We start from the raw sequence: 16171 nt of genomic DNA, 5'->3' as shown, positions 1-16171 counted from the left end.
GCCAAAGCCAGCCGTGACGGAGGCCGTCAGGCCTCCTGGTAGGCCGACATCGGCGCGCAGGCGCAGGCCAGGTTGCGGTCGCCGTAGACGTTGTCCACGCGGCCCACCGGCGGCCAGTACTTGCCGTCGATCAGGCTCGCGGTCGGGTACACCGCCAGCTCGCGGCTGTAGGGATGAGTCCACTCGCCGACCAGCTCCGCCGCGGTGTGCGGGGCGTTCTTCAGCGGGTTGTCGTCGCGGTCCAGCTCGCCGTTTTCCGCCGCGCGGATTTCCTCGCGGATGGCGATCATGGCGTCGCAGAAGCGGTCCAGCTCTTCCTTCGACTCACTCTCGGTGGGCTCCACCATCAGCGTGCCGGCCACCGGGAAGGACATGGTCGGCGCATGGAAACCGTAGTCGATCAGGCGCTTGGCGACGTCGTCGACGCTGATGCCGCTGCTGTCCTTGAGCGGACGCAGGTCGAGGATGCACTCGTGGGCGACCAGGCCGTTCTCGCCGGTGTAGAGCACCGGGTAGTGCTCCTCCAGGCGACGGGCGATGTAGTTGGCGCTGAGGATCGCCAGTTGCGAGGCGCGCTTGAGGCCTTCGCCGCCCATCATGCGGATGTACATCCAGGTGATCGGCAGGATGCTGGCGCTGCCGAACGGCGCCGCGCTGACCGCGCCGGCCTTGCGCTGCATGTGCCCGTGGCCGGGCAGGAACGGCGCCAGGTGGGATTTCACGCCGATCGGGCCGACACCCGGACCGCCGCCGCCGTGGGGGATGCAGAAGGTCTTGTGCAGATTCAGGTGCGAGACATCGCCGCCGAACCTGCCCGGCGCGCAGAGGCCGACCATGGCGTTCATGTTGGCGCCGTCGATGTAGACCTGGCCGCCGTTGTCGTGGGTGATCGCGCAGATCTCGCGGATCCGTTCCTCGAACACGCCGTGGGTGGACGGATAGGTGATCATCAGCGCAGCGAGGCGTTCGCGGTGCTCCTCGGCCTTGCGGCGCAGGTCGTCGACATCGACGTTGCCGCGGGCATCGCAGGTCACCACCACCACGCGCATGCCGGCCATCTGCGCGGTCGCCGGGTTGGTGCCGTGGGCGGACGACGGAATCAGGCAGATATCGCGCTGCGACTCGCCACGGCTGGCGTGGTAACCGCGGATCGCCAGCAGGCCGGCGTACTCGCCCTGGGAGCCGGCGTTCGGCTGCAGGGATACCGAGTCATAGCCGGTGGCGGCGCAGAGCATGGCTTCCAGTTCGCCGGTCAGCTCCAGGTAGCCCTGGGCCTGCTCGGCCGGGGCGAACGGATGCAGGCTGCCGAATTCCGGCCAGGTGATCGGGATCATCTCGCTGGCGGCGTTCAGCTTCATGGTGCAGGAGCCCAGCGGGATCATGCTGCGGTCCAGCGCCAGGTCCTTGTCCGCCAGCTTGCGCAGGTAGCGCATCAGCTCGGTTTCCGAGTGATAGCGGTTGAATACCTGGTGCTGCAGGAACGGCGTCTCGCGCAGCAGCTCCGGCGGCAGGCAGTCGCCGGTCGCGGCGGCCAGCGCGGCGAAGTCCGGCAGGCTGCGGCCCGGGCCGGCGAATACCGCCCACAGCGCCTCGACGCTGGCCTGGTCGCAGGTTTCGTCCAGCGACAGGCCGACGCGCAGCTCGTCCAGCACGCGCAGGTTGATGCTGCGGGCGTTCGCGGCGGCATGGATTTCGTCCACCGGGTTGGCGGTGACGACACTCAGGGTATCGAAGAAGTGCTGCTGCTCGACCGTGTGCCCCAGTTGCTTCAGACCCTGGGCGAGGATCGAGGTCAGGCGGTGCACGCGCCGGGCGATGCCGCTCAGGCCGCGCGGGCCGTGGTAGATCGCGTACATGCTGGCGATGTTGGCGAGCAGCACCTGGGCGGTGCAGATGTTGCTGGTGGCCTTCTCGCGGCGGATGTGCTGCTCACGGGTCTGCATGGCCAGGCGCAGGGCCGGCTTGCCGTGGCGGTCGATGGAGATGCCGACCAGACGGCCCGGCATGTCGCGCTTGAAGGCATCGCGGGTGGCGAAGAAGGCCGCGTGCGGGCCGCCGAAGCCGAGCGGCACGCCGAAACGCTGGGCGCTGCCGAGCACCACGTCGGCACCGAACTCGCCGGGCGGGGTGAGCAGGGTCAGCGCCAGCAGGTCGGCGGCCACCGCCACCAGGGCGCCGGCAGCATGGGCGCGCTGCACCAGCGCGCGGTAGTCGCCGATCTCGCCGGTGCTGGCCGGGTACTGCAGGAGTACGCCGAAGTAGCCGGAGAAGTCTTCCAGCGCGGCTTCGTCGCCGATCACCACCTCGATGCCCAGCGGCTCGGCACGGGTGCGCAGCACGTCGAGGGTCTGCGGGTGGCAATGCCGGGAGACGAAGAAGGCCGGCGCCTTGTTCTTCGACAGGCGCTTGCAGAAGGTCATGGCCTCGGCGGCGGCGGTGGCCTCGTCGAGCAGCGAGGCGTTGGCGATCTGCATGCCGGTGAGGTCGCCGATCAGGGTCTGGAAGTTCAGCAGGGATTCCAGACGGCCCTGGGAAATCTCCGGCTGGTACGGGGTGTAGGCGGTGTACCAGGCCGGATTTTCCAGCAGGTTGCGCAGGATCGGCGCCGGCGTGTGGCAGGGGTAGTAACCCTGGCCGATGTGATTGCGGAACTGCTGGTTCTTCGCGGCGATGGCCTTGATCGCGGCCAGCGCGTCGGCCTCGCCCTGCCCTGCCGGCAGGTCGAGCACGCTGGTGCCCTTGATGCTCTCGGGGATGACGCTGGCGGTCAGCGAGTCCAGCGAGTCATGCCCGGTCAGCGCCAGCATGGTGGCGATGTCGGCGTCGCGCGGGCCGATGTGGCGGGCGATGAATTCGTTTTCGGTGCCCAGTGGCAGATGTGCGTTGCTCATGGTGTCCCCCGGAATCAGGCGTTGTTGGAGAGGAAGCTGTCGTAGGCGGCCTGGTCCATCAGGTCGCCGAGGGCTTCGGGATTTTCCGGGCGGATGCGGAAGAACCAGCCGTCCTGCATGGGCGACTGGTTGACCAGTTCGGGAGTGTCGACCAGCACCTGGTTGACTTCGACGACCTCGCCGGCGAGCGGCATGAGGATGCTGCTGGCGGCCTTCACCGACTCCAGCACCGACACCTCGTCGCCCTGTGCGTACCGGCCGGGTTCCGGCAGTTGGACGAAGACCACGTCGCCGAGGGCGTCCTGCGCATAGACGGTGACGCCGACGGTCACTTCGCCGGACGCTTCCAGGCGCAGCCATTCATGGTCTTGGGTAAAGCGCAGAGTGCTCATGAGTCTTCCTCTTGTTATCAACAGCGACCGCGAAAACGGCTCGACAGGCGGGACACGAGAGCAAGGCCGATGCCAACTCAATAAATACTTTCAAAATCAAATAGTTATGAGTTTATAAAAATACCGGAGCAGAAACTAACGGAACGAAATCGCTCCAGTCGTTTTCGGACAAATAAAGGTCGCAACCATGCAATATGCGGCCCTGCACGCCATGGAGCGAATTCGCTCCAATGGAACGATTTCACTCCAATGCCGGACACCCGTAGGTTGGCGCTGAACGCAGTGAAGCCCAACAACTGCCGAGCCCTGGCACCGTTGGGCTTCGCAAGCTCAGCGCCAACCTACGTGGCCAACCTACGGTTGGATCAGCGTCCGGAGCCGATGCCGTACTTGCGCAACCGCTGGCCGATGGCGGTGTGCGAGGTGCGCAGGCGGGCGGCCAGTTGCCGGGTGGAGGGATAGGAGGCATACAGCCGTTGCAGCAGCGACTTCTCGAAGTCCTGCACCGCTTCTTCGAGGCTGGTGATTTCCCCGGGTTCGTCCTGCTGGGTGTTCAGTTCCGTGCCCGCCAGTTCCAGGTCATCGCAGTCGATCAGCTCGTCCTCGCAGATCGCCGCGGCGCGGAAGAGCACGTTCTGCAACTGGCGGACATTGCCCGACCAGCGATTGCCGAGCAGCAGCGGATGGGTCGCCGGGGCGAGCCGGCACAGCGGGCGCTGGATCTGCGTGCAGGCCTGGCGGAGGAAATGCTCGGCCAGCAGCAGGATGTCCTGGCCGCGCTCGCGCAGCGGCGGCACCGGCAGGCTGAGCACGTTGAGGCGGTAATAGAGGTCCTCGCGGAAACCGCCCTCGTTGACCATCCGCTCCAGGTTGCGGTGGGTGGCGCAGAGCACCCGCACATCGACACGCAGCTCGCGGTCGCCACCGATGCGGCGGAAGCAGCCGTCGCTGAGGAAGCGCAGCAGCTTGGCCTGCAGGTACGGCGACATCTCCGCCACTTCGTCGAGGAATACCGTGCCGCGATCGGCCAGTTCCAGCAGGCCCGGCTTGCCGCCACGCTGGGCGCCGGTAAAGGCGCCGGCGGCGTAGCCGAACAGTTCGCTCTCGGCGAGACTTTCCGGCAGCGCCGCGCAGTTCAGCGCGAGGAACGGCGCGTCGTGGCGGGCACTCAAGGCGTGGCAGGCGCGCGCCACCAGTTCCTTGCCGGTACCGGTCTCGCCCTGGATCAGCACCGGCGCATCCAGCCCGGCGACCTTGTGCAGGCGCGCCTTGAGCTGCGCCAGCGGTTGCGAGCGGCCGATCAGCCCCTGCAGGCCGTCGACGTGGTCGCGATGCAGCGAGGACAGGCGTTCGCCGATCCGGCTCGGCGGATAGAGGGTCAGCAGGCCACCGGCCAGGTCGGCGCCACCGTGGATCGGCGTGGCATCCAGCAGCAGCGCCTGGCCCTTGAAGCTGACCTCACACATCGGCAGGCGGAAGCCCTTTCTGATCAGCCTCTGCGCCAGCCCGGGATCGTCGAACAGGTTCGACAGCGGTTCGCCGGACGGCTCGCGGCCATGCAGTTCGATCAGGCGCGGATTGGCCAGCAGCACCTGGCCCTGTCCGTCCACCGCCAGTACCGGGTCGCTCATGGCCGCGAGCAGCGCATCGAGCTGCAGGCGCCGGCGCTGGCCCGGCAGGATGTCCACCAGCTCCACCGCCTGTACGCCCTTCACCCGCAGCAGCGCGTCGTACAGTTCGTCGAGCACCGCCTGGCTAAGGGTCGGCGCGTCGATGTAGACGTTCGGCGGGATCATCTCCACCGCGTCGAGATTGAGATTGCGCGCACCAAGCAATGCCAGGACTTCCTGGGTGATGCCGACACGATCGGTGAAGGTGACGTGGATGCGCATGACGGGTCCTTCGGCTGGTTCCTGCAAGGTAAGTAGGATGGGTCTAGCGCAGCGATACCCATCGCCTGAATAGCGCGGGTGCATTGTCCACCGTGGCGACGGCGTTTTCCACGCCCGGCCCCGGCGTTAATAAAGAGAGGGATTCAGAACAGGCTGAGCTGTTCGTGACCGCCGCGCAGGTCGATCAGCCGTACGCCGACGCCGATCAGCCGCACCGGCTTGTTGCCGCGCTGGAAGGCCTGGTTCAGCAACAGCCGGTAGCTGTCCAGGTCGCGGGCGGCGCCGGCCTGCTCCAGGGTGGTCTGGGTGAAGTCGTGGAACTTCAGCTTGATGAACGGCTTGCCGGGGCGATAGCTGCTGTCCAGCCGGCACATGCGCCGGTCCAGCTCGCCCAGCAGGCTGGGCAGTTCGTCCTGGCAGGCGGCGAGATCCGGCAGATCGTGCTCGAAGGTGTTTTCCACGCTGATCGACTGCCGCCGGCTGTCCACTTCCACCGGGCGCTCGTCGATGCCCCGCGCCAGGCTCCACAGCCGCTCGCCGAAACTGCCGAACTCCCTGGCCAGGGCGATGCGCGACCAGTCGCGCAGATCGAGGCAGGTATTGATGCCGAGCCGGGCGAGCTTCTCCGCCGTCACCTTGCCGACGCCGTACAGCTTCTTCACCGGCAGCGCGGCGACGAAATCCTCCACCTCGTCCGGCGTGATGACGAACAGGCCGTTGGGCTTGCGCCAGTCGCTGGCGATCTTGGCGAGGAACTTGTTCGGCGCCACCCCGGCCGACACGGTGATATGCAGCGACTCCCAGACCCGCCGGCGGATGTCCTGGGCGATGCGCGTGGCGCTGCCGGAGAAATGCGGGCTGTCGGAAACGTCGAGATAGGCCTCGTCCAGCGACAGCGGCTCGATCTGCTCGGTGTAGTCGCGGAAGATCGCGTGGATTTCCCGCGACACTCCTTTATAGACATCCATGCGCGGCCGCACGATGGTCAGGTCCGGACACAGCTTGACCGCCGTGCGCATCGGCATCGCCGAATGCAGGCCGTAGACGCGCGCCTCGTAGTTGCAGGTGGCGACCACCCCGCGCTTGTCCGGCGAACCGCCGACAGCCAGCGGCTTGCCGACCAGCCCCGGATCGTCGCGCATCTCGATGGCGGCGTAGAAGCAGTCGCAATCTATGTGGATGATCTTTCTTTTCTTCATAAGTATATGAAAAATAACAAAAAACACAGAAAGAACGTCTACTATTACCCGACACCATACCCGCTTTTTCGTTTACTGGGCCAGGGCGCCCAAGCAAGCGCACCCGCACCACAAAAAACCGATCAACGGTAGCGCCTACCAAGCGCAGATACCATTGTATCTCAGCAATCCGAACAGAAATCGCGCCCTCCAGTTGCGCTCAATCAGTGCGTACCAGTTAAATAGCGCGAACATCACTGGTCAGGATCGGAGCCGATGTTCAACTTGTTAGTCATGGCCGGAGGCTGGAACGGCCGGCGAGATAATGTCCCCCTCGGTCGCATCTACATTACCTCCGAGCAAGAGCAAGAATTTCAAGACGGCACGCGACCGAACTTTGAGCGTCTCAAGAGACTTCCTGCCCTTTTCGCCGAAGAAACCTATCGCGATGGCGCAGGCCAGTTCGCGCGCATTGGAGAGATAACCAATGTCCGTGTTCAAGGTCATAACGCAATTATTGAATATCGTTATGACCCTGATGTCCCGCCTATTCCACACGCAGACCTGCTAGCGCTTGCTCCCGCGCTTGGCATTGACCTTCCCAGAAGGGGTTTCGGACCTTTTGAACATAGTCATTGGGCCATCAAAGACGCCGACCTATTCCGAGCATTAATGACTGAATGGCGCCGGCCATCCCGGCAGCCGAGCGTGTTTCAGCTTGATTCACCCCAGAGCGTAAATCCCGACCTGCTTTCGGCGATGATGCCTTTTGCTGGATTCGATGCAGTTTGGGGAGCGATACAACGCGCCGCGACAGCCAATGGCATGCGCAGCGACCGGGCAGACAATCGCTGGGATCACCCTGCAATTATCCAAGACGTGGTAGCGCTCATCGACCAAGCCGCAATCGTTGTATGTGATTGCACCGGAAAGAACCCAAACGTGTTCTATGAAATGGGCATAGCGCATACCCTGGGGAAAGAAGTCGTGATCATTACCCAAAGCGCGGCTGATATCCCATTCGACATTGCCCACCTCCGACATATTCGCTATCACGATAACGAGCAAGGCACTCAGCAGTTAGAGGCAGAGTTGAGCGCCCGGCTTAGAACACTTAGAGACCAAGGATAAGCCCATATTCGGCTGCTGCCTTTCGGAGCGTCCAGGCGTCGGCCTGAGCGAGGTCCCGGGCGGTCTTGATGTCTTGGGTATTGAGGTGCTCGGTCCTTCGCCGGTCGACGCCCCGCTCGTCGCTGACGTCGCACGCCTTGAGCAGCCGATCCCGCCGCGCGGGCGCGGACATCGAGGACGCCGCCGGATCTTGTCGCGGAATGGCTGGACTCGAGCGCCCCGAAGGGGCGTGCCGAACAGCTGATGCTTCAGCAGAGCGAACCAGCCGAAGCCTTCGAATGGTTCCAGGTCAGCGTCGAGGTCAACAGTTCGGCCCACAAAGGGGCGTACCTAATACAGCAGATATGATCTTGCAGAGACGTTACCAGCCTCATTAAATGGGCCACCCTGGCTGCGCGGGTCATCGAGATGAAGGCAACGAACGAATACCTCAAAGAGCGGTACAACGAAGAAAAGACCCGCTTCGATCATCTCGAAAACAAGAGCGCGAAGCTCCTGACATTCATCACGGCGGTCATAGCCGCGCTCACTGCCGTAGCGGGCATGAATTCCGGAGCGATCTTCCACCCCAACCACCCTGCCCTTTGGCTGGCATTGATCACTTTCCTCCTCGGTTCATTCACGATCTGTTGTGCTTGGGGGCATGCACTGCTGTCGCTGAAGGTGGGTGACATACCCACGATGCCCAAGAGTCCTGCGACTGCCGATTGGCTGAAGGTCGTCGGTGAGGATCACCAGAACCAGTACATTTTCAAGTGCTATCGCGCGACCCTATCGGCACTATCCGAAGCCATCGACCAGAAGTCAGTCGCCTTGCAACACGCCTACACAGAAATAGTGATAAGCGCCTGCATGCTTGCTATAACCGCGGTGCTGCACATTGCAATGGAGCTTACACAATGACTGATCCGAAGAGCTCACCTCAGAACAACGAGCCTCCACCGCCACCACCGCCTCCACCGGAACCGGCACATGTTGAGTGGGTGAAAAAAAGCTACGACCCGCCAAGCCGGCAGTAACTTTGAAGATCAGTAGGCAACTGTTCCCAGCTGCCTACTGATCATCCCCCACCGAAAGTCAAAACAACCCGCCAAACGCCCCCGCTTCCCAGTTCATGATCACCAGCTCGCCAGTGACCTCCGCCTTACCCTGGCGCTGGTTGGTGTTGCTATAGCGAATATCCAGGCATTCGATGTGAAAGCCGTCGAACACGCGGCGGATATCGGGATGGTCGTTGATGCTGACCATCACCCTACCCTTGTAACGCCGCATGAAGTCGTCCATCTGCTCGTACTGCTCGAATGCGAAAGCGACCCCGTACCCTTCGGTCTGCCAGTACGGCGGGTCCATGTAGAAGAAAGTATGCGGCCGGTCATAACGCTCTGTGCAATCCAGCCAGGGCAGGTTTTCCACGTAGGTCCCAGCAAGCCGCTGCCAGGCGGCAGACAGGTTCTCCTCGATACGCAGCAGGTTGATGGCCGGGCCCGTAGTAGCGGTGCCGAAGGTCGGTGCGGCGTACGTGCGCCGGGTGCCTGCCTTGCTTGACCAGCGCTCGGGCCTTGTCACGCTCGGCCCTTGCCTCAGCAAGCCCCATCTCGGGATACTCGCCCAAGGCAAACACATTCTCCTTTCCGTCGATTTTGTACCGGTACCGCCAGTATTTCGCTCCAGTCGGACGGATTTCTATGAATAGTCCTCGCGCATCACTGAGCTTGCGGGGCTTATCGCCCGGCTTCGCCTGTCGGATCTGGATATCGGTTAGGGACATAGCGGGTATCACCTATCAGGGAAATATTCCCCGCTTAAATACCCGCTTTTTACAGGGCTGGAACAGCACGCCAGCGAACGTCAGCGAACGCTAAAGCCGCGCGCAGCGCGGCCCGCGCGGACGAGGCGAACGCGAAAAACCCTCAAAGAACGACGATCACGGTCAATGTGGATGATCTTTCGCTGGGACATGGCGGCAGGCGGTCAGGGCGCGCCGGGGTGGGAAGGCGCATGGAGCGTTGCATCATACTCCAGAGCGCGCCGGCCGCTGCGGCCGGGTGAGTTGCCAGCGAAAGCGAATCCGTCGCAATCGCCTTCTGCACAGCTAAATATCTGAAGAAAAAACACTTTTTCCAAACTTTCGATTGACAGGGGGTCGCTCCTGAGTAGAATGGCCGGCGCGGGATGGAGCAGTCTGGTAGCTCGTCGGGCTCATAACCCGAAGGTCGTTGGTTCAAATCCAGCTCCCGCAACCAGTTTCATGAAAAGGCCACTCTTCGGAGTGGCCTTTTTCGTTTGGGCTCGATTTAAATTCTTGATTAAAAAGAAGAAATCGATTGACAACGACCTTCATCCGCGTAGAATTGGCGTCGCGGGATGGAGCAGTCTGGTAGCTCGTCGGGCTCATAACCCGAAGGTCGTTGGTTCAAATCCAGCTCCCGCAACCAATTCGGAAAAGCCACTCAATCGAGTGGCTTTTTTCGTTGTGGCGAAAAAAGCCACGAAGCGCCGACAACGACTTTCCCAGCTAAAAATACTGCTGCGGGGGGCTTGGAATTCGCAGCAGCGCCCCTAATCTGTCGCGCACATTCCATGAGGTGCCAAATGCGCGCCAACTCTTCCGCTCCAGAAGCTCCAGCCACTGCCCCGCACTCCTCCATGCAGCGCCTGCTGGAGAAGTTCAGCGCGTACCGCCAGCCCATCACCCTGGCCTTCACCCTCCTGCTCTTCGCCCTGGCGCTGGTCGCCTGCTATCACCTGCTGCGCGAGATCGATCCGGATTCCCTGCACGACGCCGTGCTCGCCGTGCCGACCTCGGCGCTCCTCGGCGCGCTGGGGGCGGCGGTGATCGGCTTCATCATCCTGCTCGGCTATGAATGGTCCGCCAGCCGCTTCGCCGGGGTGAAACTGCCGACGCCGCTGCTGCTGACCGGCGGCTTCACCGCCTTCGCCATCGGCAATGCGGTGGGCCTGTCGATCCTCTCCGGCGGCTCGGTGCGTTATCGCCTGTATGCACGCAACGGTGTGAGCGCCGGCGAAGTGGCGCGGATGACCCTGTTCGCCAGCCTCTCGCTGGGCTGTGCACTGCCGCCGCTGGCCGCGCTGGCCGCGCTCAGCGACCTCGGCTCCGCCGCCCAGGCGCTGCACCTGCCGCAGTGGCTGGTGGCCGTGCTGGCAGTCGGCGTGCTGCTGTTCTGCGGCCTGCTGGTGATCGGCATCGAGCGTCGCCGGCTGCCGGAGCAGCCCTCGCCGGACAGCCATCTGGTGCGCGTCGCCCGCCGCACCATTCGGCTGCCCGGGCTGCGCCTGTCGCTGCTGCAACTGCTGATCACCGCGCTGGACGTGGCAGCGGCCGCGACCGTGCTTTATCTCCTGCTGCCCGAGGCGCCGCCCTTCGGAGCCTTCCTGCTGGTCTACCTGATCGCCCTCGCCGCTGGCGTGCTGAGCCACGTACCCGGCGGCGTCGGGGTGTTCGAGGCGGTGCTGCTGGCCGCCTTCGCCAACCAGTTGGGCGCCGCGCCGCTGGCCGCCGCACTGCTGCTCTACCGGCTGATCTACGTGGTGCTGCCACTGATCGTCGCCTGCCTGTTGCTGCTCGTACTGGAGGCCCGCCGCGCGCTGGCGACCAGCCAGGCGCTGCGGGTCGCCTCCGGCCTGGCAGCGCCAGTACTGGCGCTGTTCGTGTTCATCTCCGGCATCGTCCTGCTGTTCTCCGGCGCCACGCCGACCGTGGATACCCGCCTGGAAGAACTCGGTTTCCTGGTGCCGCACCGGCTGATCGACGCCTCGCACTTCGCCGCCAGCCTGATCGGCGTGCTCTGCCTGCTGCTCGCCCACGGCCTGCGCCGGCGCCTGTCGGCGGCCTGGGCGCTGACCCTGGCGCTGCTGCTCAGCGGCGCGGCGCTGTCGCTGCTCAAGGGCTTCGACTGGGAAGAAGCGTCGATCCTGTCGATCACCGCGCTCCTGCTGGTGGTGTTCCGCAACGCCTTCTACCGCCGCAGCCGGCTGCTGGAACTGCCCTTCTCGCCGCTCTACCTGGCCGCCGCCGTCTGCGTGATCGGCGCGTCCGTCTGGCTGCTGCTGTTCGCCTATCAGGACGTGCCTTACAGCCACGAACTCTGGTGGCAGTTCGCCCTCGACGCCGACGCCCCGCGCGGCCTGCGCGCCACCCTCGGCAGTTGCCTGCTGCTCGCCGCCGTGGCACTGACCTGGCTGCTGCGCGCCGAGCCGCCGACCATCCACGAGCCGGACGAAGCCGAACTGCAGCGCGCCGCGCGCATCCTCAGCCAGTCCGACCAGCCGGACGGCGGGTTGGCGCTGTCCGGCGACAAGGCGCTGCTGTTCCATCCCGGCGACGACGCCTTCCTCATGTACGCCCGCCGCGGCCGCAGCCTGGTGGCGCTGTTCGACCCGATCGGCCCGGCGCAGGCCCGCGCCGAGCTGATCTGGCAGTTCCGCGACCTCTGCGACCAGCACCACGCGCGCCCGGTGTTCTACCAGGTACGCGCGGAGAACCTGCCGTTCTACATGGACATCGGCCTGACCGCCCTCAAGCTCGGCGAGGAGGCGCGGGTCGACCTGCGCCGCTTCGACCTGGAGAGCAAGGGCAAGGACATGAAGGACCTGCGCTACACCTGGAACCGCAGCCAGCGCGACGGCCTGGCCATCGAGTTCCATGAACCGGGGCAGGCGCCGCTGGAAGAGCTGAAGGCGATCTCCGACGCCTGGCTGGGCGGCAAGAACGTGCGCGAGAAGGGCTTCTCCCTCGGCCGCTTCACCCCGGAATACCTGCGCCATTTCCGCATCGCCATCGTCCGTCACCAGGGCCGCGCGGTCGCCTTCGTCAACCTGCTGGAGACGCAGGGCAGCGAACTGGCCAGCCTCGACCTGATGCGCGCGCATCCGGAGGCGCCGAAGATGACCATGGAGTTCCTCATGCTCGGCCTGATCCTGCATTACAAGGCGCAGGGCCACGCGCGCTTCAGCCTCGGCATGGTGCCGCTCGCCGGCCTGCAGCCGCGACGCGGTGCGCCGCTGACCCAGCGCCTCGGCGCGCTGGTCTTCCACCGCGGCGAGCAGTTCTACAATTTCCAGGGGTTGCGCCGCTTCAAGGACAAGTTCCAGCCCGACTGGGAACCCCGCTACATGGCCGTGCCCGCCGGACTCGATCCGCTGGTGGCCCTGGCCGATACCGCCGCCCTGATCGCCGGCGGCCTGACTGGACTGGTGAAACGCTGAAATGCTGAAACGTCGCTGGCGTCATTTTCTCATCGTACTGATCGCAATCGTCGTCGCCATCGGCCTGCTGCTGTGGAGCCGCCCCGCTTCGCAGGCCCGGCTGGAACAGCGCACGCTGCCCGACGGCAGCCCGGCGACCGTCGCCATCCCCGGCAAGCAGCCGAACGCGCGGGTACTGCTGGCGGTGCCGCAGGAACAGAAGCTGGACGACGCGCAACTGCTCGCCCTCGCCCACGACAGCGGTGCCCGGGTGGTGCAACTGGTGTTCCCGAACAAGGACTGCGCGGTGCAGCAGCAGCGCACCCAGGCCGGGCTGGAGCTGCTCGACGGCCCCGCCACCCTGGTCGCCGGCATCGACGCCGGCGCCGCCTATGCCTGGCGCTGGCTGGCCGGACAGAGCGACGACAAGGCCGCCGCGCTGTCGGTCGGCTTCGCCCTCGACAAGCCGGACTGCGCCGCCACGTCGCTGCCGCAGAACGCCGCCCACGGCCAGTGGATCGCCGCCTGGAACGACAACCCGGACGACGCCAGCGCGCGCTTCGCCCGTGGCCTGAAGAACGCCGAGACGGTGATCGCCGACTACGACACACCGCTGCCGAAGGTGCTGGACAACCAGTTGCGCCACCTGCTGCAGGGCAGCGGCGACGACTTCCCGGTGGTCGAGGTGCCCGCCGCCAAGCCGTCGGAAACCGTCACCCTGTTCTACTCCGGCGACGGCGGCTGGCGCGACCTGGACCGCGCGGTGGCGGAGCAGATGGCCAAGCTCGGCTATCCGGTGGTGGGCGTCGATACGCTGCGCTACTACTGGGAACACAAGACGCCCGATCAGAGCGCCGCCGACCTCGCCATGCTGATGCGCCACTACCGCGAAAAATGGGGCGCCAAGCGCTTCGTGCTGGCCGGCTATTCGTTCGGCGCCGACGTGCTGCCAGCGATCTACAACCGCCTGCCGAGCGCAGAGCAGAAGGAGGTCGACGCCCTGCTGCTGATCGCCTTTGCCCGCAGCGGCAGCTTCGAGATCGAAGTGGAAGGCTGGCTCGGCAAGGCTGGCAGCGAAGCCGCCACCGGTCCGGAGATGGCCCATCTGCCGGGTCCGAAGGTGCTCTGTGTGTACGGCATCGAGGAAAAGGACGAGAGCGGCTGCACCCAGCCGCAGTCCGTCGGCGAGAACCTGCAACTGCCCGGCGGGCACCACTTCGACGAGGATTATCCGGCGCTGGCCAAGCGCCTGGTGAATGCCATCCGCGCCCGCCAGGTGCCGGCCAGCGAGGGCTAGCCGCCGCTGATGGCAATCTACCGGCGGTCGGGTATGGCGAACCGCCACTTCAGCGAAGGGGTCGGAGTTCAGGCTCGCTTAATCCTGAGCCGACATGATCGGCCATATCCGCCACCTAGAGCGGACCATTCTTAGCCTCAGAGGAACCGTGATGAGCCAGACGAATACTGCGAACCGCTATGGCGGTCTTTCCATTGCCATGCACTGGCTGATGCTGGTGCTGATCGCCGGCGTCTACGCCACCATCGAGCTGAAAGGCAACTTCCCCAAGGGCAGCGAAACCCGCGAATTGCTCAAGCACTGGCATTTCATGCTTGGCCTGACCGTCTTCGCCCTGGTCTGGGTACGCCTGATCGCCCGCATGATCAGCCCGACACCGCGCATCGAGCCGGCCATGCCCAGTTGGCAGAGCGCCTTGGCCAAGCTGATGCATCTGGCGCTGTATATCCTGATGATCGGCCTGCCCTTCGCCGGCTGGCTGATCCTCAGCGCCGCCGGCAAGCCGATCCCGTTCTGGGGCATGGAACTGCCGGCGCTGATCGGCAAGAACCCCGACCTGGCCGGGGAAATCAAGGAACTGCACGAAACCGTCGCCGTCCTCGGCTACTGGCTGATCGGCCTGCACGCCGCGGCAGCGCTGTTCCACCACTTCGTCACCCGCGACAACACCCTGGTGCGGATGCTGCCGGGACGGGGATAAGTTTCGCGGGCATGGCCCGCTCCTACAGGGCGGCACACACCTGTAGGAGCGAGCTCTGCTCGCGAAGCTTTTGCGGGGCCGATGTTCGCGAGCATCGGACTGGGCGTCCCCCTCGCTCCTACAGGAATCTGCATGGCTGGGCCAGAACCCGCGTAGGTTGGTGCTGAACGCAGTGAAGCCCAACGATGGCGATGTTGGGCTTCGCGTTGCTCAGCGCCAACCTACGAGCGTTGCCCACGCATGTGGCCCCGCAGGTTGGGTGCCGCTCCTCAGTTCGCCGCTTCGAACAGCCCGGTCGCGCCCATGCCGCCGCCGACGCACATGGTGACGATGCCGTAGCGCAGCTTGCGCCGCTGCAGTTCGCGCACCAGGTGGCCGACCTGGCGGGAGCCGGTCATGCCGAAGGGGTGGCCGATGGAGATCGAACCGCCGTTGACGTTGTACTTCTCGTTGTCGATGCCCAGGTGGTCACGGGCGTACAGGCACTGCGAAGCGAAGGCTTCGTTGAGTTCCCAGAGGTCGATGTCATCGACTTTCAGGCCCCTGGCCTTGAGCAGTTTCGGCACCGAGAACACCGGGCCGATGCCCATCTCGTCCGGTTCGCAGCCGGCGACGGTGAAGCCGCGGAAGAACGCCTTCGGCTTGAGGCCCAGTTCCAGCGCCTTTTCCAGGCTCATCACCAGTGTCATCGAGGCGCCGTCGGACAGTTGCGAGGCGTTGCCGGCGGTGACCGAACCGTCTTCGGCGAAGACCGGCTTCAGCGAGTTCAGGCCTTCCAGGGTGGTGTCCGGGCGGTTGCAGTCGTCGTGGTCGACCACGCCTTCCAGCACTTTCTTCTCACCGGTGGCCTTGTCTTCCACTTCGTATTTCACCGCCATCGGCACGATCTCGTCGGCGAACAGGCCTGCGGCCTGGGCGCGCGCGGTGCGTTGCTGGCTCTGCAGGGCGTAGAGGTCCTGGGCCTCGCGGGTGATGTTGTAGCGGCGGGCGACGATCTCGGCGGTCTGCCCCATCGGGTAGTAGATGCCCGGCGCTTCCAGTTGCAGGCGCGGGTTGAAGAAGTTGTCCATGTTCTGCCGCTTCATGGTCAGGGTGATGGACTCGACACCACCGGCGACGATCACGTCGCTGCAGCCGGAGGCGATCTGGTTGGCGGCGATGGCGATGGATTGCAGGCCCGAGGAGCAGAAGCGGTTCAGGGTCATGCCGGCGACGTGGATGCCCAGTTTGGACAGCACCGCCGCGTTACGGCCGATGTTGTGGCCCTGGGCGCCCTCGTTGGAGCCGGCGCCAACGATGCAGTCGTCCACCAGCAGCGGGTCCAGGTCGTTGCGCGCCAGCAGGGCGTCGATGCAGTGGGCGACCATGTCGTCCGGACGGGTCAGGTTGAATTTGCCGCGGAAGGACTTGGCCAGGCCGGTACGAACGCTGTCGACTATCACCACTTCACGCATGGGACACCTCGTTGATTGTTTTCGATTGGAG

Annotated in this window: 10 protein-coding genes, 2 tRNA genes and 2 pseudogenes; 7 read left to right on the top strand and 7 right to left on the bottom strand. The window is 64.8% G+C overall.

Annotation, left to right across the window (positions count from 1 at the left end; all coding sequences use genetic code 11):
• Positions 1-26 precede the first annotated feature (26 nt).
• From gcvP to dinB, 4 genes are all read right to left on the bottom strand, one after another.
• Positions 27-2891 (bottom strand): aminomethyl-transferring glycine dehydrogenase, encoded by a 2865-nt coding sequence (gene gcvP, locus JFY56_RS14625; protein WP_208314563.1) that lies wholly within the window; start codon positions 2889-2891, stop codon positions 27-29.
• Between the two features lie 14 nt (positions 2892-2905).
• Complete coding sequence (gene gcvH, locus JFY56_RS14620) at positions 2906-3283, bottom strand: glycine cleavage system protein GcvH (RefSeq protein ID WP_208314562.1); 378 nt, start codon at positions 3281-3283, stop codon at positions 2906-2908.
• 365 nt (positions 3284-3648) lie between these two features.
• Positions 3649-5175: a sigma-54-dependent transcriptional regulator gene (locus JFY56_RS14615; RefSeq protein WP_208314561.1), complete on the bottom strand. Its 1527-nt coding sequence runs from the start codon at positions 5173-5175 to the stop codon at positions 3649-3651.
• Positions 5176-5318: 143 nt separating this feature from the next.
• On the bottom strand, positions 5319-6374 hold the full coding sequence (dinB, locus tag JFY56_RS14610; RefSeq protein ID WP_208314560.1) for a DNA polymerase IV: 1056 nt from the start codon (positions 6372-6374) through the stop codon (positions 5319-5321).
• 255 nt (positions 6375-6629) lie between these two features.
• Between dinB and JFY56_RS14605 the strand changes: the two genes are divergently transcribed.
• Positions 6630-7484 (top strand): hypothetical protein, encoded by an 855-nt coding sequence (locus tag JFY56_RS14605; RefSeq protein WP_208314559.1) that lies wholly within the window; start codon positions 6630-6632, stop codon positions 7482-7484.
• 408 nt (positions 7485-7892) lie between these two features.
• Positions 7893-8387 (top strand): hypothetical protein, encoded by a 495-nt coding sequence (locus JFY56_RS14600; protein WP_208314558.1) that lies wholly within the window; start codon positions 7893-7895, stop codon positions 8385-8387.
• 174 nt (positions 8388-8561) lie between these two features.
• Here the strand turns inward: JFY56_RS14600 and JFY56_RS14595 are convergent.
• A pseudogene (locus tag JFY56_RS14595) lies at positions 8562-8990 on the bottom strand (DNA adenine methylase); the annotation flags it as partial.
• Between the two features lie 61 nt (positions 8991-9051).
• Positions 9052-9252, bottom strand: a pseudogene (locus JFY56_RS14590) (Arm DNA-binding domain-containing protein); the annotation flags it as partial.
• 398 nt (positions 9253-9650) lie between these two features.
• Here JFY56_RS14590 and JFY56_RS14585 point away from each other — a divergent pair.
• The 5 genes from JFY56_RS14585 (at position 9651) to JFY56_RS14565 (ending at position 14686) form a co-directional block, all read left to right on the top strand.
• Positions 9651-9727 (top strand) — tRNA-Met (locus tag JFY56_RS14585).
• Between the two features lie 115 nt (positions 9728-9842).
• Positions 9843-9919 (top strand) — tRNA-Met (locus JFY56_RS14580).
• 157 nt (positions 9920-10076) lie between these two features.
• On the top strand, positions 10077-12710 hold the full coding sequence (mprF, locus tag JFY56_RS14575; RefSeq protein WP_208314557.1) for a bifunctional lysylphosphatidylglycerol flippase/synthetase MprF: 2634 nt from the start codon (positions 10077-10079) through the stop codon (positions 12708-12710).
• A 1-nt stretch (position 12711) separates the two neighbouring features.
• Positions 12712-13986 carry a virulence factor family protein gene (locus tag JFY56_RS14570; RefSeq protein ID WP_208314556.1) on the top strand — a complete coding sequence of 425 codons (1275 nt, stop codon included), beginning with the start codon at positions 12712-12714 and terminating at the stop codon, positions 13984-13986.
• Between the two features lie 151 nt (positions 13987-14137).
• Positions 14138-14686: a cytochrome b gene (locus tag JFY56_RS14565; protein WP_208314555.1), complete on the top strand. Its 549-nt coding sequence runs from the start codon at positions 14138-14140 to the stop codon at positions 14684-14686.
• A gap of 269 nt (positions 14687-14955) precedes the next feature.
• Here JFY56_RS14565 and JFY56_RS14560 read toward each other — a convergent pair whose 3' ends face one another.
• Entirely contained in the window at positions 14956-16140 is a 1185-nt protein-coding gene (locus JFY56_RS14560; RefSeq protein WP_208314554.1) for a thiolase family protein, read from the bottom strand.
• Positions 16141-16171: the final 31 nt, after the last annotated feature.

The organism is Pseudomonas schmalbachii (genome assembly GCF_017589465.1).
GTDB classification, from domain to species: Bacteria; Pseudomonadota; Gammaproteobacteria; order Pseudomonadales; family Pseudomonadaceae; genus Pseudomonas; species Pseudomonas schmalbachii.
Note: the sequence above shows the minus strand (reverse complement) of the source record. Positions and strands in the feature narration are given on the sequence as shown.